This is a genomic window from Glutamicibacter sp. MOO4, from assembly GCF_056934395.1.
This window is the reverse complement of the sequence record NZ_CM167800.1, coordinates 1,889,137-1,912,873: the sequence shown is the minus strand read 5'-3', so window position 1 is coordinate 1,912,873 and position 23,737 is coordinate 1,889,137. Positions and strand designations below refer to the sequence as shown.

The window sequence follows — 23,737 nt, the reverse complement described above, 5'->3', positions numbered from 1 at the left end:
TCGAAATACACGGCGCAGGGATCGTGCAGCAACAATTGAACGTTGCAGCGCGGTCCCTGCGCAGTTTTTAGCAAGATCCACAAAGAAGCAACATATCCAGCTAGGGGAATGATATTGGCTTTCGGACAGCCTCGTATCGAGTACAAATCCAACTCTGAAATCCTGAAGATGCGTCAGGCCGGACTGGTTCTGGCAGAAGCGTTGGACGAAGCCGTTGCGATGGCTCGCCCCGGTATCACCACCGAAGCGATCAACCAACTCTTCGGCAAGGTGCTGGAACGCAACAACGCCACCAGCAACTTCTTGGGCTACCACGGCTTCCCAGCGAACATCTGCGCCTCGGTCAACCACGAAGTGGTCCACGGCTTCCCATCAAACTATGAACTCAAAGATGGTGACGTGCTCAAGATTGATGGCGGCGCCATTGTTGATGGCTGGCATTCGGACTCGGCTCGCACCGTGCTCGTCGGCAAGAACATTGACCCAGCCGATCAGCGCCTGAGCGACATCACCGAGCAGGCCATGTGGGCCGGCATCGCGGCCGCTGCCAACGCACGCTTCATCGGACAGATCGGTGAAGCCATTGATGACTTTGTGACCAGCCAGCCAGGGGCCGAGCTAGGCATCCTGGAAGACTACTGCGGTCACGGCATCGGCTCAGCCATGCACATGGCCCCGGATGTGCTGAACTACAACTCCGGTCACCGTGGTCCACGCATCAAGCCAGGTATGGCACTGGCCATTGAACCAATGCTGGTTCGTGGCAAGATCGAAACCTCGGTCCTAGAAGATGACTGGACCGTAGTCACCAACGACAAGTCCAACGCTTCGCAGTGGGAGCACACCGTAGCCTTCCACATGGGTGGCATCTGGGTGCTCTCGGCTCATGATGGGGGAGAAGCTGGACTGGCTCCCTTCGGTGTGACCCCATCGCCTATCAAGGGCTAATGAAGCACTAAGAACCATCAGCATTAATAGATCCAGCACGTGACCCAGCGGTCGCGTGCTGGATCTAACATTTTTTAAGTCAGAGAACGATTGGCACTCATCGGCACAATAGCGTATCGTTGACTGTTGGTTCGTGATTTAAGTGTGCCCAAAATTCTTTGTTTGGGAATCACCGATCAGGAGCCAGAACCAATTACTTGTTGGCGAAAAATCACCAACAAAAAAAGTTAGCGGGGAAAATGGGCAAGAAGGAAGGCGTCATCCAGGTAGAGGGCACCGTCTCAGAGGCACTGCCGAACGCGATGTTCCGCGTGGAGCTGCCGAATGGACACGTAGTGCTCGCCACTATCTCGGGTAAGATGCGTCAGCACTACATTCGAATCCTCCCAGAGGACCGAGTGCAGGTTGAAATGAGCCCATACGATCTCAACCGAGGTCGTATCGTTTACCGCTACAAGTAAACCGCAGACCAAAAACTTTCTCATTGAAAACTGATGATTGTTCTTGGACAAGCTTTTTACTGCTCCACATTTAACTGCAACCGCAAAAGGACAAAGCCTTGAAGGTTAACCCTAGCGTGAAGCCGATCTGCGACAAGTGCAAGGTGATCCGTCGTAACGGCGTGGTCATGGTGATCTGCGAGAACCCACGCCACAAGCAGCGTCAGGGCTAATTCCGTTTTTACGGGATTCCCACGCGTAGTCAATTAGGCAGTATCAGCTAGGACTTATGTCCTGGTGTACCCCCGGGTTCGGAGGCCGGGGCCACGAGTAATCGTGGATGGTACTGCTCCAGACCTCCGTTCGTTGAAAGGTAGCCACTTGGCTCGTTTAGCAGGCGTGGACATTCCACGCGAGAAGCGCGTAATTATCGCGCTGACTTACATCTACGGCGTGGGCAAGACCCGTGCAGAAGAGACCATCGCGGCGACCGGGATCAACCCGGACACTCGCGTTAAGGATCTCACCGATGACCAGCTCGTGCAGCTGCGCGACTTCGTCGAAGGCACTTACAAGGTTGAAGGTGACCTGCGCCGTGAGGTTCAGGCTGACATTCGCCGTAAGGTTGAGATCGGATCCTACGAAGGTATTCGTCACCGTAAGGGCCTGCCGGTCCGCGGCCAGCGCACCAAGACCAACGCACGTACCCGTAAGGGCCCGAAGCGTACCGTCGCAGGTAAGAAGAAGACTCGCTAAATCTTAGCGATCTAACTCAAATACTTTTTTCGTAGGAGAAGAAATGCCCCCAAAGACTCGTGGAGCGGTACGTAAGCCGCGTCGCAAGGACAAAAAGAATATTGCGCAGGGACAGGCGCATATCAAGAGCACCTTCAACAACACCATCGTATCGATTACCGATCCGTCCGGTGCTGTTATCTCGTGGGCTTCGGCCGGCGAGGTAGGCATGAAGGGTTCGCGTAAGTCGACCCCATACGCTGCCCAGATGGCTGCTGAAGCTGCTGCAAAGCGCGCTCAGGAGCACGGCATGCGCAAGGTTGACGTTTTCGTCAAGGGCCCAGGCTCGGGACGCGAAACCGCGATCCGTTCGCTGCAGGCTGCTGGCCTTGAGGTTGGATCCATCCAGGATGTTTCCCCAAGCGCTCACAACGGTTGCCGCCCATCAAAGCGTCGCCGCGTCTAATTGATTCGCTAGGCTAGGCCTAAGAAGTCACCGAAGCATTTTCAAGTGCTCCGGTGACTATCTTGGACTCATATGCCTGCAAAAGACGAACGGCCACCTTTGGCTACCGTCGTTTCCACCCCCGTGAGGCGTCATATAGCGGACGCTCGCTGAAAGGAAATGTAAGTGCTCATTACGCAGCGCCCAACCCTGACCGAAGAAGTAGTTGCCGATAATCGCTCCCGGTTCGTCATTGAACCACTAGAGCCAGGCTTTGGTTACACCCTTGGTAACTCGCTTCGCCGTACCCTGCTCTCCTCGATCCCTGGTGCTTCTGTTACCAGTGTTCGTATTGACGGAGTACTGCACGAGTTCACCACCGTAGCCGGTGTCAAAGAAGATGTCACCGAACTGATCTTGAACATCAAGAACCTCTCGGTCTCTTCTGAGCACGACGAGCCAGTCGTTGCCTACCTGCGCAAGCAGGGCCCAGGCATCGTTACTGCAGCGGACATCACCCCACCAGCTGGTGTGGAGTTCCACAACCCTGATCTGCACATCGCAACCTTGAATGCCAATGGCAAGTTCGATATGGAACTGACCATTGAGCGTGGCCGTGGCTATGTGTCAGCAGCTCAGAACAAGAACATTGACGGCGAGATTGGCCGAATCCCTGTGGATTCGATCTACTCCCCAGTTCTAAAGGTAACTTTCCGCGTGGAAGCTACCCGTGTTGAGCAGCGCACCGACTTCGATCGTTTGATCGTTGACGTTGAGACCAAGGAATCGATCACCCCGCGCGATGCAGTTGCATCCGCAGGTACCACCCTGGTTGAACTGTTCGGTTTGTTCCGCGAACTGAACACTGCAGCTGAAGGTATCGAAATCGGCCCATCGCCTACGGACGCAGCTATGGCTGCTGACATGGCACTGCCGATCGAGGATCTGGAACTGACCGTTCGTTCGTACAACTGCTTGAAGCGTGAGGGCATCCACTCTGTGGGTGAACTCGTAACTCGCTCCGAGGCAGACTTGATGGACATCCGTAACTTCGGTGCGAAGTCCATTGACGAAGTCAAGGCCAAGCTGGTTGAACTGGGTCTGGCCCTGAAGGATTCCCCTCCAGGCTTTGATCTGGCCGCTCGTAGCGCCATCGAAGATGGCGACGATTACGACGAAGGTCTGTAAGACTTCCGTCTAGCGACACACTACTTCATCCGCTTACACGATAAGTTTCGTGCAGGACGGGTTATTCATCTAGGAGAACCACAATGCCTACCCCTACAAAGGGTCCGCGTCTCGGCGGCAGTGCAGCACATGAGCGATTGATTTTCGCTAACATGTCGGCACAGCTCTTCGAGAACAAGAAGATCACCACCACCCTTACCCGTGCCAAGCGTCTGCGTCCACACGCAGAGCGTTTGATCACCTTCGCAAAGCGCGGAGACCTGGCATCGCGTCGCCGCGTCCAGGGCGTCATCGCTTCGCGTTCGCGCACCAACAAGTCGATCGTTCACGAGCTTTTCGAGAACATCGCACCAGCAATGGCAAACCGCGAGGGTGGCTACACCCGCATCACCAAGATTGGTAACCGCAAGGGCGACAACGCTCCTATGGCAGTTATCGAGCTAGTGATGGAGCCAGTTTCGCCAAAGCAGGCCGTCGTCAAGGAAGCCACCAAGGCTACCGAGAAGGCTGCACCTGAGGCAGAGGCAACCGAAGAGGCGTAAGTCTTCTTCGAGCTAAAGCTCATTCACCCCTAGGGGTGATAAAGAAAATTCCCGTTGAATCCGCAAGGATCCAACGGGAATTTTCTAGTTTAACGAGAATTTGCTTAGCTGAAGGATTCAAGTTCAGGGCACTTGATGCCCAAGTATTCTGTTTCCTCGCTGGTGTCCTGGTCTTCTAAGGCCGTGAGCTTTTGATCGGTCTGAGCCACATTGCTACTGGTGCCTTCAGCCATTACCGCAGAGACCTGGTTGCTCTGTTCAGCTGTGGCGTGCAGTGCCTTGGCAAGCTTCTTGTCTTTGGTCTTTTCGGCCGCATCAGTGAGGATGCCTGAATACTCATCGATGACCAAGGAGTAGCCCTTCATATCACCAGCTATGAGATCTTCACTGACGTCCTCAGACTTTTGCAGCAGTTGCTTGATCGCAACCTGTTCATTGACGTAGTCACACGTATCTTGGGTATTCAGCTTTCCCGAAGCGCAACCAACCAAAACGGTGGCAGTCAGGCTTAGGACTGCGGTCGCTGCAGCAACCTTCTTGATCATGTATTTCCTTGTGTAGTGATGATGTGCCGGCCAGTGCTTTAAACAAGGACTACCGACAATGCTTTAAGCCTACACAAGCGAAGTATTCCAAGGTTTCTTTGGCTCGGGATTATGGCCTGGTGCGCAGTCTGGATTACGGCTCAAAGCCATAGGCAGTAAGTGGCGAGGGAACGAACTAGTCCGGATCCACAATCGAGCCAGGGCAGGAACGGCGGATATATTCGACATGCCCGTCATCCATCTCGTCGGTCAATTCCTCAACTTCTGCATCAAATGTTGGTTCGTTGGGGGAGCGGCCCTTGATGATTTCAATGAACTCTTGATAGTTCTCAACGCTCGTATTTAGCGCAGTACGCAAACCCCTATCGCCAGTCTGCTCAGAAACCTCTCGATAGACAATGCTGGCGGCTTCGAGGGCGTCCACTACAGGTTCTGTATTTTCTGCCAGTATGGCGATGTAGGCCATCTCCCACTTTTCTTTGATGGAATGTTCAACCGCCAATTCATCGATCAGTGCACAAGATTCGACGGTTGATAACTTTGTCGAACTGCACGCGGTCAGAACGAGCGTGGACGTTACGGCTAACGCGGTCATAGTAATAGCGGCTTTGTTGAACATGCTCAGTCCTTCGGTTGTGACGGTGCAATGGATATCTTGATGATGGATACTTCTATGTCCGGGCCGCGGAATGCACTCAGGCTACAACTGAAGAAAGATTTCGTTTTGCCGGCTGTGGATAACAGCGTGAAGCGGGGCACTTGATTCGCCGGTTGCACCGATCTTTACGCATAATGGAAATCATGAGCACGCAGTCTGACATCATTGATCCGCTGGGAACTACCGCACTAGGAACTACGCAAGCACCAGCATGGATTCGCATGCAGATGGAGCTCAGCTATGACGGTGCCGCCTATAACGGTTGGGCACGACAGCCCAACGTGACCGGTGTCCAGCAGCTGGTTGAAGAAGCCTTGGAAATGATGATTCGGCGTCGCATCCGTGTGGTTGTTGCCGGACGGACCGACGCCGGGGTCCATGCGCGACGTCAGGTAGTGCACTTCGACTTAACTCAAGAAGAGTATGACGGGTTGCCACGCGCTTCCGAACTGGCACCTGAGCCCGCGCTGCTGCGTCGGGTCAACGGTATTCTTGGCCGCCAAGACGGTGCCGTGTGGGTCCACAAAGCTACGCGAGCACCCGAGGGTTTTGACGCACGCTTCTCGGCTCTGGCCCGCCGCTACTCCTACCGCATTGCCGACGGGCAGGACCGCTGGGATCCACTGACGCGTCACCTGACCACCTGGCACCGCGAAAAGCTAGACATTGATTTGATGAACCGCGAAGCTCAATCGGTACTGGGCCGCCATGACTTCTTGACGTTCTGTAAGCCACGTCCGCATGCGACAACCATTCGTACATTGCAGGAGTTCACCTTTACCCGTGGTGAAGACGGATTGATCCTTGCCCACCTGAAGGCAGACGCTTTCTGCCACAACATGGTGCGCGCGCTGATTGGCGCAGCCATGATGGTGGGGGACGGTCGCGAGCAGCCAGGGTTCCTGGCCGCTAGGTTGGAGATGATGGTTCGCGACTCTAGAACCAGACTTTCCCACCCGCGCGCGCTGGTCCTTGAAGAGGTCTACTACCCAGAAGCGGAAGAGCTGGCAGCGCGGGCATTACTAACGCGTGCTCGACGCACCGCAGAAGAACTAGGCAACGCCGCTAAAGATGACTGAGCGGGCGCTAAACCCCGAGAACTTAAGGGTGTTGTTGCTCACGACCGAGATGCTTTTTTGGTCGAAGACACTTTAATCCGCTAAACTTTTATGAGTTGTGTATGTCCACGTTCGACACTACACGCCCAAGCGTGACGGCTTAGTTGCATAGTCGCTGGTCTGCTGGGTGTGCGAACACTATATGGACGGCCGGTTATCATCAGTCCTCACCTGGCGTACTGGTCTAAACACAAGAACAACACGACAGTGCCTGTCACTGGGGGATCTCACCGCCTTCAGCCAACAAGCGACTGTTTGACCAGAAACGAATCAACGTAAGGCAATTACTGTGCGTACGTACACCCCAAAGCCGGCTGACCAGACTCGTCAGTGGTTTGTCATTGACGCCACCGATGTAGTACTTGGCCGTCTCGCCGTCCAGGCCGCAACCTTGCTGCGCGGCAAGCACAAGCCAACCTATGCTGCACACATGGACATGGGCGACCATGTCATCATCATCAATGCAGAAAAGGTTGCACTGACCGGTAAGAAGCTTGAGAACAAGCGCGCTTACCGCCACTCCGGTTTCCCAGGTGGCTTGAAGAGCATCAACTATGCAGATCTGCTGGAGAAGAACCCAGTTCTGGCTGTTGAGAAGGCCATCAAGGGCATGATCCCTAAGAACAAGCTTGCTGACGTTCAGATGTCCAAGCTCAAGGTCTACCGTGGCGCCGAGCACCCACACGCTGCTCAGTCGCCAAAGGCCCTGGAAATCACCCAGGTCGCTCAGTAGTCCTGGCCCCGAGAAGAAATACTTAATAGGAGATTATCGTGGCTCAGAACACTGAAGAAACCACTGAATTTGAAGGCGAAACCCCTTCGACCTACACCACTGAGACCTCTGCTTCCGCAGCAGTTGCTGACACCGAGCGTGCTCCATTGACCGTTCCAGGTGCAGCAGTTGGCCGTCGCAAGCAGGCTATTGCTCGCGTTCGCCTGGTACCAGGTTCCGGCAAGTGGACCGTAAACGGTCGCACCCTGGAGAACTTCTTCCCTAACAAGCTGCACCAGCAGGACGTCAACGAGCCTTTCAAGATCCTTGGTCTTGAGGGTGCTTACGACGTTATCGCTCGTATCAACGGTGGCGGAATTTCCGGCCAGGCCGGTGCACTGCGTTTGGGTATCGCTCGCTCGTTGAACGAGATCGATCGCGATGCAAACCGCGCAACCCTGAAGAAGGCTGGCTACTTGACTCGTGACGCACGCGTCATCGAGCGTAAGAAGGCTGGTCTTAAGAAGGCACGTAAGGCTTCGCAGTTCTCGAAGCGCTAAACCTTACTTCAAGGTCTTTTCCAAAGGCTCCAATATCCTGCAAAGGATGTTGGGGCCTTTGGCCTTTAACCGATGTAATCCACTAAGTGATCATAAATTTTCCTCACCGCTGCGTCTTGCCGTAGTGACAACAAGGTTAAATCGAAGTAGAGGGCTTATGATTAGAAACGATGGCAAGGTTATTTGGGACCGATGGGGTCCGAGGAAAAGCAAACGAACTGTTAACTCCCGAGTTAGCGCTGGAATTGGCGCAGGCAGCCTCCGTGGTGCTGGGCTTGAGTCAGTCAGAGGACGGGCGTAAGCCTGTTGCTGTGGTTGCCAAGGACCCACGTATCAGCGGTGACTTCCTGTCCGCAGCTATTGAGGCCGGCTTGGCCGCCTCAGGCGTGGACGTGATGGACGCAGGCACTCTGCCGACGCCAGCTGCGGCTTTCTTGGTGGGAGATCTAGACGCTGATTTTGGTGTCATGATTTCTGCCTCGCACAACGCGGCTCCGGATAACGGTATTAAGTTCTTGGCTCGTGGCGGCAAGAAGCTCGATGACTCTCTAGAAGATGCCATTGAAGCTTGCTTGAAGATGCCTAAGCCTCGCCCAACGGCTGGGGAAGTAGGACGTGTTGCACGTTTTGCTGACGCTGAAGATCGTTACATCATGCACCTGTTGCAGGCCCTGCCAAACCGCTTAGACGGTTTGAAGGTTGTCCTAGACTGCGCCCACGGTGCAGCATCAGGTTGCTCCCCAGAAGTCTTCAAGGCCGCTGGCGCTGAAGTTATTGTTATTGGTGCGGATCCAGATGGCATCAACATTAATGATGGTTACGGCTCCACTCACCTGGAGAAGCTACAGGCTGCTGTGCTGGAAAACGGTGCAGACCTCGGCATTGCCCATGATGGGGATGCTGACCGTTGCTTGGCCGTGGACCATGAAGGTACCGTCGTTGACGGGGATCAGATCATGGCAGTCATGGCACTGGACATGAAGGACCGCGGCGAGCTCAAGGACAACACCCTTGTAGCTACCGTGATGAGCAACCTCGGTTTGAAGTTGGCTATGGAAGCTGCGGGGATCACCCTGAAGCAGACCGGCGTCGGAGACCGTTACGTTCTTGAAGGAATGCACGAAGGAAACTACTCGCTTGGTGGCGAGCAGTCAGGCCACGTGATTTTCTCCAAGCACGCAACCACCGGTGACGGTGTGCTCACCGGCCTGATGATTGCAGCACGTGTGAAAGCTACCGGTAAGTCCCTGAAGGAACTTGCTTCGGTACTCACCGTTCTGCCACAGGTGCTGATCAACGTCCGTGGCGTGGATAAGGCTGCCGCTCCAGAATGCGAGCCGCTGCTACGAGACATCGCTGCTACCGAAGCTCGTCTGGGCTCCACCGGACGAGTGCTGCTTCGCCCGTCGGGTACCGAACCAGTGGTTCGCGTGATGGTTGAAGCTGCCACCCATGATCAGGCACAGGCTGAAGCCGAGACCCTGGCCTCCTCGGTGAAGGAACATCTTTCGCTTTAGGTAGTAGCCACTGGGCAACTTACCCGTAAATATCAAGAAAACTCACACCCCCGTACTGCGTTCCAAGTAAGAACACGCTACGGGGGTGTGGCATGCTAACTAGTAGAAACTGACATCGGTTTGTGTTCTCGGAGAGAAGGACTTTCGTGACTCTACGCATCAGCGTGATCGGCACCGGCTACCTCGGTGCAACCCATGCCGCCTGCATGGCTGAATTGGGCTATGAAGTCATTGGCGTCGATGTAGACAAAGCAAAGCTACAGGCCTTGGCCGCTGGCATCCTGCCGTTCCACGAACCTGGCCTGCCTGAGCTATTGCGTAAGCACGTAGCCTCCGGTCGCCTGCGCTTCACTGACGACTACGCTGACGTAGCCGCCAATGCAGATATTCATTTCATTACCGTGGGAACCCCACAGCGCAAAGACTCGCAGTCTGCCGATATGTCTTATGTTGACGGTGCTGTCGACTCCTTGCTCAAACACATCACCGGTGATGCATTGATTGTTGGCAAGTCCACCGTGCCTGTGGGCACGGCTCGCCGGTTGAGCGAAAAGATTGCACAGAACGCCAAGGCGGGTAGTTCCATTGCCCTTGCATGGAACCCAGAATTCTTGCGTGAAGGCTTTGCAGTTAATGACACTCTGCATCCAGACCGTTTGGTCTATGGCCTAGTAGAAGAACGCGGTCTTGAGCTACTGCGTGAAGTCTATGCACCGGTCTTGGCATTGGATGTTCCAGAGATTGTCACTGATCTTGAGACCGCTGAGCTGGTCAAGGTCGCGGCTAATGCTTTCTTGGCGACCAAGATTTCGTTTATCAATGCTTTCGCTGAGGTAACTGAAACTGTTGGCGGTGATATCAAGACGCTGGCTGACGCGATTGGCCATGACAAGCGCATTGGGCGCCGTTTCCTGAACGCCGGAGTGGGCTTTGGCGGTGGATGTCTACCGAAGGACATTCGGGCCCTTCAGGCGCGCGTGAGCGAGCTGGGTCTGAATCAGACCATGGGATTCTTGTCTGAAGTTGATCAGATCAACTTACGCCGTAGAGATCGTGTTGTTTCGTTGGCTTCGCACATGCTGGGCAACAATGTGGCGGGCAAGCACATATGTGTGCTGGGCGTGACGTTCAAACCCAACAGTGATGACGTACGTGACTCACCAGCATTGGATATTGCCGTACGCCTGTACAACGCTGGCGCAGAAGTCTCAGTTTATGACCCAGAGGGCAATGCCAACGCAGCTGGTCGCTTCCCGCGTCTGAAATACGTTGACTCTCACCAGGAAGCAGCACACAACGCTGATCTGACTCTGGTGCTGACCGAGTGGCAGGAATTCCGCGACTTGGATCCAAATGAGCTTGGGGAAGTAGTAGCTTCCAAGATGCTCATTGATGGACGCAACGTCTTGGACCGTCAGGCCTGGCGTGAGCAGGGCTGGGTTATGACCGGTCCTGGTGAGTACTTTGAACTGGGCGACAAGTAGCCCAAGCTAGCTAAAGAAACTGGTCCGTCACCGAGTGAGGTGACGGACCAGTTTGCTATGTGCCGGAAATATCAGTTGGCGGTTGCCGAAGCCAACGAGCTTGCGGCCTTATCTGGAGAAACAAAGTCACCACGAACTACTCGCGTGAGGACCTCAGTCAGCAGATCAACACCGGCCAACATATCTTCATCCTTGGTCAGCTCGCGTTCGTTGTGGCTGATCCCTTCAACGCTCGGAACAAACAACATGATGGTTGGGACAATATCCTTCATGTTCGTGGAGTCGTGACCAGCTAGCGTACGGACCACTCCGTAGCTCAGGCCCAGAGCTTTGGCTGATTGTGCTGCCAGGTCCAAACCCGCTTGGTCATAGGCTTTAGCTGCCCAGACATGTTCAGCACCACGTTCGATGCGAACGTTGGCCATCTGTTCAATCTTTGCCACGCGGGCGTGCAAGTCTGCATCGGCGGCGGCCAATACGTCTGGATCCGTTGAGCGGATATCAACCAGCAGGTTCACCCGACTTGCCACTACTACAGGGGAGTTGGGGAAGACACTAAACTCACCGCAAGAGGTGATCACCATGTGTTCATCTGTGGAATGTTCAAGAGCAATTTCTCGGGCTGCAACAACTAACGCCGAAGCACCCAATAGTGCATCCTGACGGTCAGCAATGAACGTTGCGCCGGTATGTGCCTGATCGCCATGAACAATGAATTCATACTTGTTGGCGCCCCATGTGGATTCAACGAGCCCAATGCTCAGGCCCGTATCTTCCATAGAACGGCCTTGCTCAATATGGATTTCTACGTAAGCAGCAACTGATAATTCAAAGTCGCCAATGGTGCCGATGGATTCAAGAGCTTCTTGTACCGTCACACCTGTTGGATCTGTGGTTACTAGAACCTGATCCACTGGGATTTTTCCGGTGTAGACCGAGCTTCCCATCATGGATGGTTTGAAGCGGCTACCTTCTTCGTTGAACCAGTTGATCACCACAATGTTGAACTTGGGCTCACTCTCGTTGTGGGAACTTTCGGCAAATTGCTGCTGTACCCGGATGGCGGCATGGGCTCCGGCCAATACACCGTAAGCACCATCAAAGCGACCTCCCAATGGCTGGGAATCAAGGTGTGAACCGACAGCAATCCACGGAGCACCGGGCACGAGTTCCAGCAATGAGTATTGGTTGCCCACTGCGTCGTAGTGCACCGAGAAGCCATGGCCCTCTACTAGTCCGCGGAACCAGTTACGGTTTTGACCATCGGCTAACGTGGCTGCCTGACGGTCAACGCCACCGCCGGGGGTCGCACCGTTTTGGCTCATGGACCTAAAATCATTCAGAAATGAGTTCTCTAGAGTGTTCATTCTCGCTCCTGGTAATTGCGTTGTGAGTTAGTTAGTGGCGCCGGCTGGAAGTTCAGCTTGTGCGTTGCTGTAAGTTGATACGCCGCCTACATAGGTGGCTAGTATTTCTAGGGATTCAAGTGCTTGGGCTTGTAGTGGGGTATCGGAGAGCACTACAAAGTCAGCGAGCTTGCCTCGGGCAAGTGAGCCGCGGTTTGTGAACTGGCCGGTGGCTTTGGCCGCATTGACGGTGTAGAGCTTCAGCGCTTCCAGGGGCGAAAGGCACTCTTCGAGGCCACCGAGGATCTTTCCCTTTTCGGTCCGCCGATTCACCGCTGAGGCAAGAGCGCGGCGAACGTTGTTATCTGCCACGGGCAAATCCGAGCTACCGGCAACGAGGACACCGGCATCTAGCAGGGACTGGCCACGGTAGAGCCATCCTTCACGTTCCGGGCCAACGAGCTTGGCGAACTGATCACCAAGCGGTTCAATAAAGGACGCTTGCGGGGTCACGGCAATCCCGTGCTTAGCTACCGTCGCTACCTGGTCGGGACGTGCGATCCCAAAGTGCTCGATGCGATTAGGTAGTGCGTTACGACCGTACTTTTCCTGTAGCTCACCGATGATTTCCAAAGATAGGTCAATGGCTGCATCCCCAATGGAGTGTAGGGCTACCGGCCAACCGGAACGGTAGGCAGCCGAGACTCTCTCACGGTAGCTCTGCGCATCATCCAGCAAGTACCCGCTGTTGTGGTTGTGTCCGCAGTATTCTTCGGTCACCGCCGCGGTAGCGCCAAGAAGTGAACCATCCATGAAGACCTTGATGGGTCCCAGCGACAAATACTCATTGCCAAAACCTGCGCCGATTCCTAGATCCAGTCCCAGCCCCGTGCCGGTGCCGTGAGCATCACTAGAGTGAGACTCTTGTACGCGTAACGCATCAAGTGTTGGCATCAGTTGGGCTCGGGCGTGTAGCTTCCCGGCGGCTAGAGCCTGTTGGTAGGCGGTGATCTCTACTGGGGAGTGGCCAATCCAACCGCCACCTACGCCGGCTTCGGTGAAGGAAGTAATACCCTCGGCGGCATAGCGGCTGGTGGCCGAGTCTAAGGCACCAACAATTTGTTCCACAGAATAGGGGAGCAGCATCTTTTGAACCAGACCTTGAGCTTCTTCTTCTACTAGGCCGGTGGGCTGACCCTGAGAATCTCGCACCACGGATCCACCCACGGGGTCAGTGAAGCCGGGGTCCAAAGCGCCAGCAAGACGCAGGGTTGCAGTATTGGTGATGGAAGCATGCCCTGAGATGTGGCGAAGGTAAAGGGGACGTTCTCCGGTGATCTCATCCAGGCGACGAATATCGGGGAACTGTCCATCATGGTGCTTGTGATTGAAGCCTGTACCGTTCAGCCAAAGGTCTGGATAGTCTGCAAGCCGTTGAGTCTCAGCTTCGAGTAAGGCATAAAGTTCTTCAAGCCCACGGGCACCGGAGAGATCTAGCGCTCCGAGTCCAAGACCCCACCATGTGGTGTGGCAGTGAGCGTCAATGAATCCTGGGGTGATGGTCTTATCGCCAAAGTCCTGAACTTCGGTGGCGGTGCAGCCTGCGAGGTCAGCATCAAAGCCGACGATGCGTCCTGAAATGATTCCCATTTCTTGGGCAACAGGGTAGTCCTCGTCAAGAGTCAGAATATTTGATGCACGGATGAGCAAGTCGAGTTTCATGCGATTGACTCCTGAGCGTTGTTCGTCGCTTGGTGCGCCACAGTGCCTGGGCCCATCGTGGTGGGGTCAGTTTTCAAATGAAGCACGGCTGGCAAACCGCTGCTCAGTGCCCGTTGTAGTGCTGGAGCGAATTCTTCTGTGGACGTCACTAGCTCACCGTGTCCGCCAAAGGATTGAATCCATTGCGCAAAGTTGGGATTCTCCATTGACGTGCCGGAAGGTCGCTGAGGATATTTGCGTTGCTGGTGATCAACGATGGTGCCAAAGATGCCGTTATCCACCACAACAATTAATGGCGTACCACCGTGGGCAAAGGAGACCGCGAGCTCTTGAGCATTCATGAAGAAGTCTCCGTCGCCACAGATGGCAACAACATGGCGTCCCGGATGCATGATGCTGGCCGCCACGGCTGCTGGAACCGAAAGTCCCATGGCACCATTGCGTGGACCAACCAGTGTTTTAGGCTGATGATGCGAAAGGTAGCGGTGCCCCCAGAGGGTAGCGTTTCCTGCACCATAGGTGAGGATGCGGTCGGAATCTAGCGCCTTTTCTAGGGCTTCAAAAGCAAGGCCCAGGTCCACACCCTGACCACCGTCGGCACCTGAACGGGTAAAAGCTAGTTGCTCACCACGTAGTTGTTTTAGCCATTGCGGGCCTCGGGATCCACGTACGGTTGTGGCTTCTGGCAGTGCTGCGACAAAGTCTGCTGGGGAAGTGCTCAGGTGCGCATCAATACGTCCGGCATGTCCGATGAGTTCAGCGTCGGTGGTCACTACGATGCTGGGTGTCTCTAGGGCCACTTGGTATCCCTCAGAGAGCACGTCCGTGCGAGCACAACCAATAAAGACCAAAAGGTCAGCATTGCTCAACGCGGATACGGCGTTCTCGGAACGTCCGTAACCGAGCCAACCAGCGTAGGCCGGTGCATCGTGATCGATAGCATCGTAGGCGCGCCAGTCAGCCATCAACGGTACGTGGGCCGCGGCGGCAAAGTCGGCAAGCCCCGTTGAAGTGGCCGAATCCCAGCCGTCGCCACCAACAACGATGACTGGTCGTTGGGCTTCAGTGAGCATCGTTGAAAACTTGGCTAGCCCAGTTGCCGACGGTGCGGATTCAGGAAGTGGCAGTACCGCGGGAACGGGGGAATCGGTCAGTCGGATCAGTACGTCTTCTGGCAGTCCCACTACTACCGGGCCAGGGCGTCCGGTGGCCGCTAAGCGCAGTGCACGAGCCACAACGTCACCAGCTTGGTGTTCATCATCAATGACAAAAATGCCTTTGGTGGTGGTTGCAAACCATCCATCAAGACTGAACTCTTGGAAGGACGCCCGGCCTCGGTCTGCCTGTGGGATCAAGCCTACAAAGAGAACCATGGCGGTCGCGTCTTGCCAAGCGGTGTGAATAGCAATGAATGCGTTGGCAGCTCCGGGACCACGCGTGACCATAGCGATTCCTGGAACACTGCCCAACCGTCCTTCGGCCAACGCCATGAAGCCGGCGCCACCTTCATGTCGGGTCACCACAGTCTCGATGGTGGAGTCGTGAAGTCCGTCGAGGACATCCAAATAACTCTCACCGGGTACAGCATAGATACGACGCACTCCCTGTGCTTCGAGGGTCTTGACAATCAGGTGTCCGGCAGACGTAGTCATGAGAATTGTTGTTCCTTTGCATGGGAGTGCGATGAAGAATGAGCAACCTCGCGGGCAAGAATATGTGGATCTTGCCCGCGAGCTTATGCGTGAATTTAGTGCTTGAATCCGGGCAGATCCACGCTCAAACGAGGAGTGATGATTCCGGCCACCGCGGTGAACAGCGACAAGAAGATCAACATTGCAGCTGCTGGCCACCAGTGGCTGGACGCTGCTGCTACAAGGGCCGTCGCTACCAGTGGGATAAATCCGGAGATCATGCCGGCCACATTCTGGGCCAGTCCAACACCGGTGTAGCGGGTCTTAGCCGGGAACAACCCGGTCAGCACTGTACCTGATGCTGCGTAAGGCAAGGAGAGTGCAGCGACAGCTAGGGTCATACCGATCAGGACCAGAGCGTCAACGCCGGAAACGATCATCATGAATGCTGGCCAAGCGATGATGGCTGAGAATAGGCCACCGTAGGTGATGACCTTAGAAGCTCCGAAGCGCTCGCCGAGACGACCGCCGAAGATGAGCACCGGGATTTCAACTGCGGCTGCGATGATGCCACCGAGCAGCATGAGTGAGCTCTTGTACTCCAGTACGTTCACTCCATACCAAACAACAAATGCAGTCACCAGGTAGAAGCCACCGATGCCGAGCATGCCAGCAGCCATTCCTGTGATGATCTGCTTCCATGATTCTTTGAGTGTGGTGCGGATAGGCGCTTTTTCAGTCTCTCCGCTTTCCATGAGTTCTTTGAACACGGGGGATTCATCGAGGCGGCTTCGAATGTACAAAGCAACCAGCAGCATGGGAATCGCAGCCAGGAATGGGATGCGCCAGCCCCAGGCGTCAAAGTTGTCTTTGGAGAAGAAGATGGTCATCAAGAAGAAACCACCCGAAGAGAGGATGGTGCCAATAGGTGAACCGATCTGTGGCAAAGCTGCGTAGCGTGCACGACGGTGCAACGGAGCATTTTCTACCACGATGGTCATAGCGCCTGACCACTCGCCGCCGACAAAGAGTCCCTGAATTACGCGCAGCAAGACCAGCAGGACCGGAGCGAGGACGCCGATGGCGGCGTAGGTTGGGAGCAAACCGATCAGGCCGGTAATCATGCCAATGCCGACGATGGTGATCATCAGAGTTTTACGGCGACCAATCTTGTCGCCCATGACGCCAAAGACCATGCCGCCAATTGGGCGGGCAACTAGTCCCACACCGAAGGTGGCAAAGGATGCAAGTGCGGCGGCCGTGGCGTTTTCATTAGCGAAGTATTGAACGTTGAAGACCAACGCGGCTGCTGCGCTGAAGAGGAAGAAGTCGTACCACTCCATGGCGGTGCCAATGAGAGCGCCAACAGCAACCTTCGTAGCCTCTTTATCCGAGATCTGACGTGTTGCGCCAGCTTCGAGTGTTTCAGTGTCATTCATGGGATTCTCTGCCTGTAATTCCGATGGAGGGCTGTTGCATCGCTGCACGCCGCCTTGGTGACTGGGACAACAACAATCTTCGCAAGGAAACTGCGTCGCTGGTTGCACCATTTTCAACGAGTTCCACGCCACAAACGGTGCAAATGCACATAAGATGAGTGGATGTTAACTCCAGATTTCCCGGCAATCACGCAAAATCAACAATCAGGGGCTGTCGACCGTTGGCGTGAGCTTCTGCACCAGGTGGACTTGGGAGCTATCACCGACGAGTTCATGCGAAGGCTGAAAACTCTGCCGGACTACGTTGACTCGTCGTTACCGGCCAACGAAATTCAACGTACCGGACGAGCATCATTCCAGGCCCTGCTCCTGGCGCTGGAAACCGATGAAGACGCACCTGAGTTTTTGAAAGACCGGGACAAGATCTCGGTTGACGTTGGTGTCTCACGTGCACGCGCCGGGGTGCCTATCGAAGCGCTCATGACTGCAATCCGACTCGACTTTTCAGTAATCTGGGAAGCAATTACTTCGATAGCCAATGAAGATGATGCACAACTTTTAGTGCAACATACGGCCCGCGTCTGGGAAGTCGTGGACGGTTACGCGGGAGCAACACAACGTGCCTACGTTGCTGAACTAGCCAAAATCCAAGCTGAAGCGGCGAGCATGCGCCAAAGCTATCTGGCTACACTTTTTAGTGAGAAAACTCTGACGTCCGCAGAGCTGACACGTATTGCGGAAGAACTTGGACAGAGCGTTGACACCGACTACGTGGTGGCGGTGGCACTGTGGGATCACATTCCACAGCTGCGCCTCGTGATGGCAAAGAATCCTGGCGAGGCCCAGATCTACACCTACTCTCTGGGTGATGCGCTAGTCGTCTTTTTCCCTGCAGGTGCCCGCGCTGGCGCAGCCTTGCACAAGTTCTATTTGGGCTTGGAACAAGTCAGCTGCGGACTTGTTGGCGAAGGGTGCGCTTTGGAACGGATCCCGCAGGTCGCATCCGTGGCTACATCACTAGCAAAGCTCATTGATCCCGATGAATCAGGAGCCATGACGTGGCAGCGAGGATGGGCGCGGATGGCACGATTTGAGCTGGACCGAGCAGGAGCTCCAGATCTGGATGTTGCTGAACGGGCACTGGAAACATGCGGTGTGACCGAGCGGCGTCGTTTGCGCGATTCCGTAGCCGCGTATCTTGAAACAGGAAGTGTTTCCGTAGCTTCAGAGCAACTGTACTGCCACCGCAACACATTGATGAACAGACTCAAACGCTTCACAGAACTTACGGGAATTGACCCGACTATCCCAGCGCAAGCTGCGCGACTGGTTGTTGGGTGGTCCTAGCTAAGTCAAAGAAACATGTAGGGCAGCCGAACGCTCTGCTTGCCTTAGGAACAAGCAACGGCTGGACCAAAAGTGGTCCAGCCGTTTGCAAGCGAAATTTGATTAGAACCCGAAGCTCTTCATGACCTTTGGTAAGTTTTCAATCAGGCGAGAAGCGCTGACCGTTCCATCCTGAGCTGTGACTCGTCCAAGGTTTCCATGGATGACGGCTGCGCAGGCTGCCAGTTCCATGATGCGACGGTTAGGCACGGTGCGCGCGCCCTGTGTACCGGTCAGCGAGCTGTCCGAAAGCAGGTAGCCGAGGATGCCGGTAAGAACATCGCCGCTGCCCGCAGTGGCAAGCTCAGGTGCTGAATTGGAAACGACCAAGCTGGAACCGTTAGGAGCCACGATGTAGGTGGTTGGACCCTTGAGTAGCACCACAGCGTTGTAGGACAAAGCTGCCCAGCGCGTCCAGCGAACGGGATCTTGAGAAATCTCGTCCGGAGTCACCTTTACACCAGCGCGGCCAAGCAGCATCTGTAGTTCTTTAGCGTGCGGGGTCAGTACACGAGGCTGTTCACTTGGCCCGGTAGGAACAACTTCCAAACCGGATGCGTCAATGACGGCCGGCTGACGGCTCGCAAAGACTTCAGCAATCGCACCCGTTGGGGGAGTACGTCCATCTAGACCAGGGCCAATGGCCCAAGCAGAAATCTTGGCGCCCTTGCCGTGAAGGTGACGGCGTGAAGAGGACAAAGCTTCTTTGATCTGATCATCATCTAGTGGCACAGATTCTGGGACAGAAACTGCAATCAATGACTGGACTGCTTCAGGTACGTGGGTGCGAAGCATGCCCACACCGCAGGAAACAGCTGCCTTGGCAGTGAGCTGGGCGGCGCCCGGGTAAAGCTCAGAACCTGCAATGAGGCCCAAGACTCCACGCTGGTATTTGTGTCGTCCAGCGTCTCGCCACGAGCGGTGCTGATCTAGCAGTTCAAGAGCTGCTGCTTCATCAACCAAGCTAGTAGCCGGGGCGATGGAGGAAAAATCAAAATCAAGGTCAGCTATGGAGATCTCTCCGGTGACCAGTGGAGCGTCAAGGGTCAGCAGACCCGACTTCAATCCACCAAAGGTTACGGTGCGTTCGGCACGTAGTACGTTGTCTTCTGCTTCACCGGTTTCTGGGTTCAGACCGGAAGGTACATCGCAGGCCAGTACGCGTGCGCGTGCTGGGAGCGTTGGCAGTGGGGAACCGGTGCGGTATCCCAGCCCGTAGATTGCATCAATGACTAGCGAGGCATTGGCCAGTTCGCTTTGTCCGTCAGCGAAGTCAGTGAGTGTTCCGCCAGCGTGAGTGTAGGCGGCAACGGCTTCAGCATGTACTTGCTCGCCATACTGCAATGCCAATGTAGAGATGTTCTGCTGCTGTAGTTCAGCTAATGCGTAAAGGCCATCTCCACCGTTATTGCCAGGACCAATGAGTCCTACGACATATGCGGGTTCCGTACCCGGGTTTTCAGCCAACATCTTGGTGGCTGAAGAAGCCAATTCCGAGGCAGCTTGCTTCATTAAAGTAGCTTCACCGCGTTTGGAAATCTCTTGGGCCTCAACCCCACGAATTTGCGCAACACTGTAGACAGAGATCATAAGACAAACAATACTCAAATCAGCTGTGCGAAGCCTTATTTAGTGTCTAACGTGTCGTTATTCTTTGGATAGAGAATACTCAGCGTTCAGCGACAACCATCGCAATGGCCATATCGCCATCATGAGACATAGTCAGATGCCATGAAGTGATTCCTCGTAGCTCGCTGGCCGCAGCCACGGAACCGGTGATGTGCACCTGAGGATCTCCGGCTTCATCCTTGCGGATCGTGCAGTCTTGCCAGTTCATCCCCACCGGTGCGCCCAGTGCCTTGGCAATGGCTTCCTTGGCAGCAAAACGGGCTGCAAGAGAACGCAGGGGAAGGACTCGTTCTTCCTCGGTAAACAGACGCTCCTTGAGGCGTGGAGTCTTTTCGAGCTGTCGGCCAAACCGTGGCACGTCAACAATGTCCACTCCGATACCTGCAATCATGCTTTCCAGTATATCGGCCGGCACTAGGGAAAATTCATTGTCATGCTGCCCCGCTTAACGACCGAGGAGTCTCGCGTTGCCCTATGGCGCCGCGAGACCCCTCGGATCTGATCAATCCAGAGTGTTGTTAGGCGCTCTGGGCGATCAAAGAACTAACTTGTGCAAACAGCGGATGCTCTGGCTCCAGCCCCGTGATCGAGGAGGTGGCCTCATCCGGGCTCTGGGAAGCCAAGATCTCGTGCAGGGTCACGGCTTCAGCATCATCTGGTGCGTTGAACTGCAGCGCCGCAACGATGGCTTCCGACAAGGCGGCAACCGGCATGCCACGCTCTGCTAGGTCAGCGGCTGGGCCGATGAACCGTTCGTGGCGGCTGAGCTTACGCATCGGTGCACGACCAACGCGACCCACGGTGTCCGGAAGGTGCGGGTTGGTGAAGCGGGTCAGGATCTTCTGTACATAAGCTTCCTGAACTTCTGGATCCAGACCGTGCTTGGCGACCAGTAGTGCCTTGGTCTCCTGCAGTACCGCGTTGACCTTCGCAGCGATCTGTTCATTGGCCATGACGTCAGCGATTTTCTCAATGCCGGCCACGGAACCGAAGTACGCAGCACTGGCGTGTCCGGTGTTCACGGTGAACAGCTTGCGCTCAATGTACGGACCGAGATCATCAACAAAAGTGGCGCCGGGAATGACCGGCTCATTTCCATTGAATGGTGTGCGGTCAATAACCCACTCGTAGAAGGTTTCCACGGTGACATCCAGATGTGCACCGGCAGCCTGGGCGGGGACAATGCGGTCTACTGCGGTGTTGGCAAAGATCGCGCGGGTAACCAGATCTTCTTCCGAGCCTTCCCAAGCAGAAGTAATTTCCTGCTGCAGGATGTCGGTGGCGTTGATTGCGTTTTCGCAAGCCATCACGTGCAGTGGGCCAAGATCAGCCGAACGCTGAGCCAGTGCATGTGCGATGGTCGGGGCAACAAACTTCAAGATGTGCGGGCCAACCGCGGTGGTCACTAGGTCAGCGGTGGCGATTGCTTCGATGACCTCTGCTTGCTGCGAGCCAGAATTCAGGGCGCTAAAGCCGGTGACGACCTTGTCCTGTCCTTCTTGGCCTACTTCATGCACGGTGTAGCTGTCGGCAGCGGCGAGGCTGTCGATTAGTTCCGCTGCGACGTCGGCAAAAACGATCTCATAGCCGGCTTCGTGCAGCAATAGCCCGACGAAGCCTCGACCGATGTTTCCGGCTCCAAAATGTACGGCTTTCACTTGGTGTTGACCTTTCCGAATAGATCAAGGATCTCCTGGACGGAGGTGGCCTGCTCCAACTGGGCGACCTGTTCCTTGTTGGTGAAAATCTTGGCGATAGACGAGAGGATCTTCAGGTGTTCATTGTTGAGGCCTGCGATGCCCACAACAAACTTCACGTCCTTGCCGCCCCAGTCGATACCCTGCGAGTAACGGATCACGGCGACGGCCGAGTGGTTGATATGCTCCTTGGCCTCGTTGGTGCCGTGCGGGATGGCCAGGAAGTTACCCATGTAGGTAGAGACCGAGGTCTCGCGCTCATGCATGGCTGCTACGTAGTCTGCATCCACTGCACCACGTGCTAGCAGTAGCTGTCCTACCTCGTTGATGGCACCATCACGTTCGGTGGCGGATCCTTCAAGAACCACACCGTCGGAGTCAATGACGTTGCTGGCGCCTTGTGCCTCGGATTCCTGAACTTCGGTAGCCTCCGGTTCGGTGTTTGCAGCAGCAACTGGAGCCGCCGCAGCCGCCGGAGCAGCCGAGGTAGCCGAATCATCCGGCGCGGTATTGCTGGTGCGAACCAACTCAACAATCTCGTCATAGCGTGGGCTATTCATGAAGTTGTCCACCGATACGTGCGTGGCACTTTGCGTCTTAGGCTTGGCCCGGTCAGTCAGATCCTGGTGGGTCACCACAATGTCGTAGGTGTCGCTCAGGTTAGCGATGGCCGAGTTGGTGACCTTCACATCACCAAAGCCAGCTTCTTTGATCTTGTTGCGCAATACCGAGGCGCCCATGGCACTTGAACCCATACCGGCGTCACAAGCGAAGACTACTGAACGGATTGGACCGGAGATTGCACCAGCGCTCACCAATGCAGAAGCAACAGAAGACTTCTTGCCCTTCATGGCTTCCATCTTGGAGGTTGCTTCGCCTAGCTCATCCCCTTCGGACTGCTTAGCAAACTTCAAGATCACTGCGGCAACAACAAAGGAAACGATGGCTGCAAACAGTACCGAGAGAGTGACCCCAAGATAACTATCTGAGGCAGTGGCCGCGTAGATAGCCAAGATACTGCCCGGGGCAGCAGGGGAGCGTAGACCCGCACCGGTGATGACCAAGGTGAAGACACCGGTCATGCCACCGAGGATTGGAGCCAATACGATGACTGGCTTCATCAGAACGTAAGGGAAGTAAATTTCGTGGATACCGCCGACAAACTGAATCAGCGCAGCACCTGGGGCAGAAGCGCGAGCCATGCCACGGCCAAAGATTGTGTAGGCCAGCAACAGACCAAGGCCTGGGCCAGGGTTGGATTCAAGCATGAACAGCAAAGACTTGCCAGTCTGCAGTGATTCCTCAGTACCCAGTGGGGTCAAGATGCCGTGGTTGATGGCGTTGTTCAGGAACAGGATCTTGGCTGGTTCAATCAAGATGCTGGTCAGTGGCAAAAGACCGTGCTGAACCAAGAAATCAACGGCAGCTGCCGCGCCCTGGCTGAAAGCCTTGACCGCTGGTCCAACCAGTAGCATGCCGAAGATCGCCATGATGGCTGCGACAATACCGGCGGAGAAGTTGTTAACCAGCATCTCAAAGCCAGGCTTGATGCGGCCTTCCCAGAGTGTGTCCAACTTCTTCATGACCCAAGCGGCCAACGGGCCCATGATCATTGCGCCAATGAACATTGGGATATCGGTACCCACGATCACACCCATGGTTGCTGCGGCGCCAACAACGCCACCGCGCAAACCATGAATCGCGTGTCCACCGGTGTAACCGATGAGCAGCGGCAGCAAGAAGGTGATCATTGGACTTACCAGCAGCGCCAGTTTCTCGTTTGGCAGGAAGCCATCCGGGATGAACAGGGCCGTAATGAGGCCCCAAGCGATGAACGCACCGATGTTGGGCATGATCATGCCTGAGAGGAAGGTGCCAAACTTTTGGACACCGACTCTCAAGCCGGCGCGTGGTTTTTCAACCGTTTCTGTTTCCATGACTAATCCTAAGAATGTGCCCGTAGGCGGTAGTAGGTCTGGAGATGATGGGTGGTCG

The 23,737-nt window shown here is 55.2% G+C and carries 22 protein-coding genes and 1 pseudogene; 13 read left to right on the top strand and 10 right to left on the bottom strand.

Going from position 1 to position 23,737, the window contains the following annotated elements; all coding sequences use genetic code 11:
* The first annotated feature begins 114 nt into the window (after positions 1-114).
* The 7 genes and pseudogenes from map to rplQ form a co-directional block, all read left to right on the top strand.
* Complete coding sequence (gene map, locus AC1Z3F_RS08880; protein ID WP_483565577.1) at positions 115-948, top strand: type I methionyl aminopeptidase; 834 nt, start codon at positions 115-117, stop codon at positions 946-948.
* 239 nt (positions 949-1,187) lie between these two features.
* Positions 1,188-1,409, top strand: a complete 222-nt coding sequence (gene infA / locus AC1Z3F_RS08875) for a translation initiation factor IF-1 (RefSeq protein WP_013349662.1) — start codon at positions 1,188-1,190, stop codon at positions 1,407-1,409.
* Between the two features lie 98 nt (positions 1,410-1,507).
* Positions 1,508-1,621, top strand: coding sequence for a 50S ribosomal protein L36 (gene rpmJ / locus AC1Z3F_RS08870; protein WP_013349661.1), 114 nt, complete (start codon positions 1,508-1,510; stop codon positions 1,619-1,621).
* 148 nt (positions 1,622-1,769) lie between these two features.
* Positions 1,770-2,144 (top strand): 30S ribosomal protein S13, encoded by a 375-nt coding sequence (rpsM, locus tag AC1Z3F_RS08865; protein ID WP_022874115.1) that lies wholly within the window; start codon positions 1,770-1,772, stop codon positions 2,142-2,144.
* A gap of 43 nt (positions 2,145-2,187) precedes the next feature.
* Positions 2,188-2,589: a 30S ribosomal protein S11 gene (gene rpsK, locus AC1Z3F_RS08860; RefSeq protein ID WP_131088770.1), complete on the top strand. Its 402-nt coding sequence runs from the start codon at positions 2,188-2,190 to the stop codon at positions 2,587-2,589.
* Between the two features lie 165 nt (positions 2,590-2,754).
* Positions 2,755-3,756 (top strand): DNA-directed RNA polymerase subunit alpha, encoded by a 1,002-nt coding sequence (locus AC1Z3F_RS08855; RefSeq protein WP_131088769.1) that lies wholly within the window; start codon positions 2,755-2,757, stop codon positions 3,754-3,756.
* A gap of 83 nt (positions 3,757-3,839) precedes the next feature.
* Positions 3,840-4,295, top strand: a pseudogene (rplQ, locus tag AC1Z3F_RS08850) (50S ribosomal protein L17); the annotation flags it as partial.
* A 107-nt stretch (positions 4,296-4,402) separates the two neighbouring features.
* On the opposite strand, the gene AC1Z3F_RS08845 reads toward rplQ, so the two are convergent.
* Together AC1Z3F_RS08845 and AC1Z3F_RS08840 are read right to left on the bottom strand one after the other, a co-directional pair.
* Positions 4,403-4,843: a hypothetical protein gene (locus tag AC1Z3F_RS08845; protein WP_262199603.1), complete on the bottom strand. Its 441-nt coding sequence runs from the start codon at positions 4,841-4,843 to the stop codon at positions 4,403-4,405.
* 175 nt (positions 4,844-5,018) lie between these two features.
* Positions 5,019-5,462 carry a hypothetical protein gene (locus tag AC1Z3F_RS08840; protein ID WP_483565576.1) on the bottom strand — a complete coding sequence of 148 codons (444 nt, stop codon included), beginning with the start codon at positions 5,460-5,462 and terminating at the stop codon, positions 5,019-5,021.
* A 182-nt stretch (positions 5,463-5,644) separates the two neighbouring features.
* Between AC1Z3F_RS08840 and truA the strand changes: the two genes are divergently transcribed.
* The 5 genes from truA (at position 5,645) to AC1Z3F_RS08815 (ending at position 10,892) form a co-directional block, all read left to right on the top strand.
* Complete coding sequence (gene truA / locus AC1Z3F_RS08835) at positions 5,645-6,580, top strand: tRNA pseudouridine(38-40) synthase TruA (RefSeq protein WP_131088765.1); 936 nt, start codon at positions 5,645-5,647, stop codon at positions 6,578-6,580.
* 328 nt (positions 6,581-6,908) lie between these two features.
* On the top strand, positions 6,909-7,352 hold the full coding sequence (gene rplM, locus AC1Z3F_RS08830; RefSeq protein WP_131088764.1) for a 50S ribosomal protein L13: 444 nt from the start codon (positions 6,909-6,911) through the stop codon (positions 7,350-7,352).
* 38 nt (positions 7,353-7,390) lie between these two features.
* The gene (rpsI, locus tag AC1Z3F_RS08825) at positions 7,391-7,891 is read left to right on the top strand and encodes a 30S ribosomal protein S9 (protein WP_131088763.1); all 501 of its coding nucleotides are present in this window, start codon (positions 7,391-7,393) and stop codon (positions 7,889-7,891) included.
* Between the two features lie 170 nt (positions 7,892-8,061).
* The gene (glmM, locus tag AC1Z3F_RS08820) at positions 8,062-9,408 is read left to right on the top strand and encodes a phosphoglucosamine mutase (RefSeq protein ID WP_131088762.1); all 1,347 of its coding nucleotides are present in this window, start codon (positions 8,062-8,064) and stop codon (positions 9,406-9,408) included.
* Positions 9,409-9,554: 146 nt separating this feature from the next.
* Positions 9,555-10,892, top strand: a complete 1,338-nt coding sequence (locus tag AC1Z3F_RS08815) for a UDP-glucose dehydrogenase family protein (protein ID WP_483565575.1) — start codon at positions 9,555-9,557, stop codon at positions 10,890-10,892.
* A 71-nt stretch (positions 10,893-10,963) separates the two neighbouring features.
* Here the strand turns inward: AC1Z3F_RS08815 and AC1Z3F_RS08810 are convergent, their stop codons facing one another.
* From AC1Z3F_RS08810 to AC1Z3F_RS08795, 4 genes are all read right to left on the bottom strand, one after another.
* A complete protein-coding gene (locus AC1Z3F_RS08810; RefSeq protein WP_483565574.1) occupies positions 10,964-12,217 on the bottom strand; it encodes a M20 family metallo-hydrolase in 1,254 nt (417 codons plus the stop codon).
* Between the two features lie 69 nt (positions 12,218-12,286).
* Positions 12,287-13,960: an amidohydrolase gene (locus tag AC1Z3F_RS08805; protein WP_483565573.1), complete on the bottom strand. Its 1,674-nt coding sequence runs from the start codon at positions 13,958-13,960 to the stop codon at positions 12,287-12,289.
* Positions 13,957-15,612, bottom strand: coding sequence for a thiamine pyrophosphate-dependent enzyme (locus AC1Z3F_RS08800; protein ID WP_483565572.1), 1,656 nt, complete (start codon positions 15,610-15,612; stop codon positions 13,957-13,959). The genes AC1Z3F_RS08805 and AC1Z3F_RS08800 overlap by 4 nt, the downstream gene beginning before the upstream one ends.
* 95 nt (positions 15,613-15,707) lie before the next feature.
* The gene (locus AC1Z3F_RS08795; protein ID WP_483565571.1) at positions 15,708-17,030 is read right to left on the bottom strand and encodes an MFS transporter; all 1,323 of its coding nucleotides are present in this window, start codon (positions 17,028-17,030) and stop codon (positions 15,708-15,710) included.
* A 162-nt stretch (positions 17,031-17,192) separates the two neighbouring features.
* Between AC1Z3F_RS08795 and AC1Z3F_RS08790 the strand changes: the two genes are divergently transcribed.
* Positions 17,193-18,377, top strand: coding sequence for an RsbRD N-terminal domain-containing protein (locus tag AC1Z3F_RS08790; RefSeq protein ID WP_483565570.1), 1,185 nt, complete (start codon positions 17,193-17,195; stop codon positions 18,375-18,377).
* A gap of 102 nt (positions 18,378-18,479) precedes the next feature.
* Here AC1Z3F_RS08790 and AC1Z3F_RS08785 read toward each other — a convergent pair whose 3' ends face one another.
* From AC1Z3F_RS08785 to AC1Z3F_RS08770, 4 genes are all read right to left on the bottom strand, one after another.
* Positions 18,480-19,928, bottom strand: coding sequence for an NAD(P)H-hydrate dehydratase (locus tag AC1Z3F_RS08785; protein WP_483565569.1), 1,449 nt, complete (start codon positions 19,926-19,928; stop codon positions 18,480-18,482).
* A gap of 157 nt (positions 19,929-20,085) precedes the next feature.
* A complete protein-coding gene (locus AC1Z3F_RS08780; protein ID WP_131088758.1) occupies positions 20,086-20,436 on the bottom strand; it encodes a holo-ACP synthase in 351 nt (116 codons plus the stop codon).
* Positions 20,437-20,563: 127 nt separating this feature from the next.
* Positions 20,564-21,703 (bottom strand): mannitol-1-phosphate 5-dehydrogenase, encoded by a 1,140-nt coding sequence (locus tag AC1Z3F_RS08775; RefSeq protein WP_131088757.1) that lies wholly within the window; start codon positions 21,701-21,703, stop codon positions 20,564-20,566.
* Positions 21,700-23,679 carry a PTS mannitol transporter subunit IICBA gene (locus tag AC1Z3F_RS08770; protein WP_483565568.1) on the bottom strand — a complete coding sequence of 660 codons (1,980 nt, stop codon included), beginning with the start codon at positions 23,677-23,679 and terminating at the stop codon, positions 21,700-21,702. The genes AC1Z3F_RS08775 and AC1Z3F_RS08770 overlap by 4 nt, the downstream gene beginning before the upstream one ends.
* Positions 23,680-23,737: the final 58 nt, after the last annotated feature.

Coding starts and splice junctions, on each gene's coding strand:
- infA (WP_013349662.1), top strand. CDS start 1,188: ATGGGCAAGAAGGAAGGCGTCATCCAGGTAGAGGGCACCGTCTCAGAG.
- rpsK (WP_131088770.1), top strand. CDS start 2,188: ATGCCCCCAAAGACTCGTGGAGCGGTACGTAAGCCGCGTCGCAAGGAC.
- AC1Z3F_RS08845 (WP_262199603.1), bottom strand. CDS start 4,843: ATGATCAAGAAGGTTGCTGCAGCGACCGCAGTCCTAAGCCTGACTGCC.
- AC1Z3F_RS08840 (WP_483565576.1), bottom strand. CDS start 5,462: ATGTTCAACAAAGCCGCTATTACTATGACCGCGTTAGCCGTAACGTCC.
- truA (WP_131088765.1), top strand. CDS start 5,645: ATGAGCACGCAGTCTGACATCATTGATCCGCTGGGAACTACCGCACTA.
- glmM (WP_131088762.1), top strand. CDS start 8,062: ATGGCAAGGTTATTTGGGACCGATGGGGTCCGAGGAAAAGCAAACGAA.
- AC1Z3F_RS08810 (WP_483565574.1), bottom strand. CDS start 12,217: ATGAGCCAAAACGGTGCGACCCCCGGCGGTGGCGTTGACCGTCAGGCA.
- AC1Z3F_RS08805 (WP_483565573.1), bottom strand. CDS start 13,960: ATGAAACTCGACTTGCTCATCCGTGCATCAAATATTCTGACTCTTGAC.
- AC1Z3F_RS08800 (WP_483565572.1), bottom strand. CDS start 15,612: ATGACTACGTCTGCCGGACACCTGATTGTCAAGACCCTCGAAGCACAG.
- AC1Z3F_RS08795 (WP_483565571.1), bottom strand. CDS start 17,030: ATGAATGACACTGAAACACTCGAAGCTGGCGCAACACGTCAGATCTCG.
- AC1Z3F_RS08790 (WP_483565570.1), top strand. CDS start 17,193: ATGTTAACTCCAGATTTCCCGGCAATCACGCAAAATCAACAATCAGGG.
- AC1Z3F_RS08785 (WP_483565569.1), bottom strand. CDS start 19,928: ATGAAGCAAGCTGCCTCGGAATTGGCTTCTTCAGCCACCAAGATGTTG.
- AC1Z3F_RS08780 (WP_131088758.1), bottom strand. CDS start 20,436: ATGATTGCAGGTATCGGAGTGGACATTGTTGACGTGCCACGGTTTGGC.
- AC1Z3F_RS08770 (WP_483565568.1), bottom strand. CDS start 23,679: ATGGAAACAGAAACGGTTGAAAAACCACGCGCCGGCTTGAGAGTCGGT.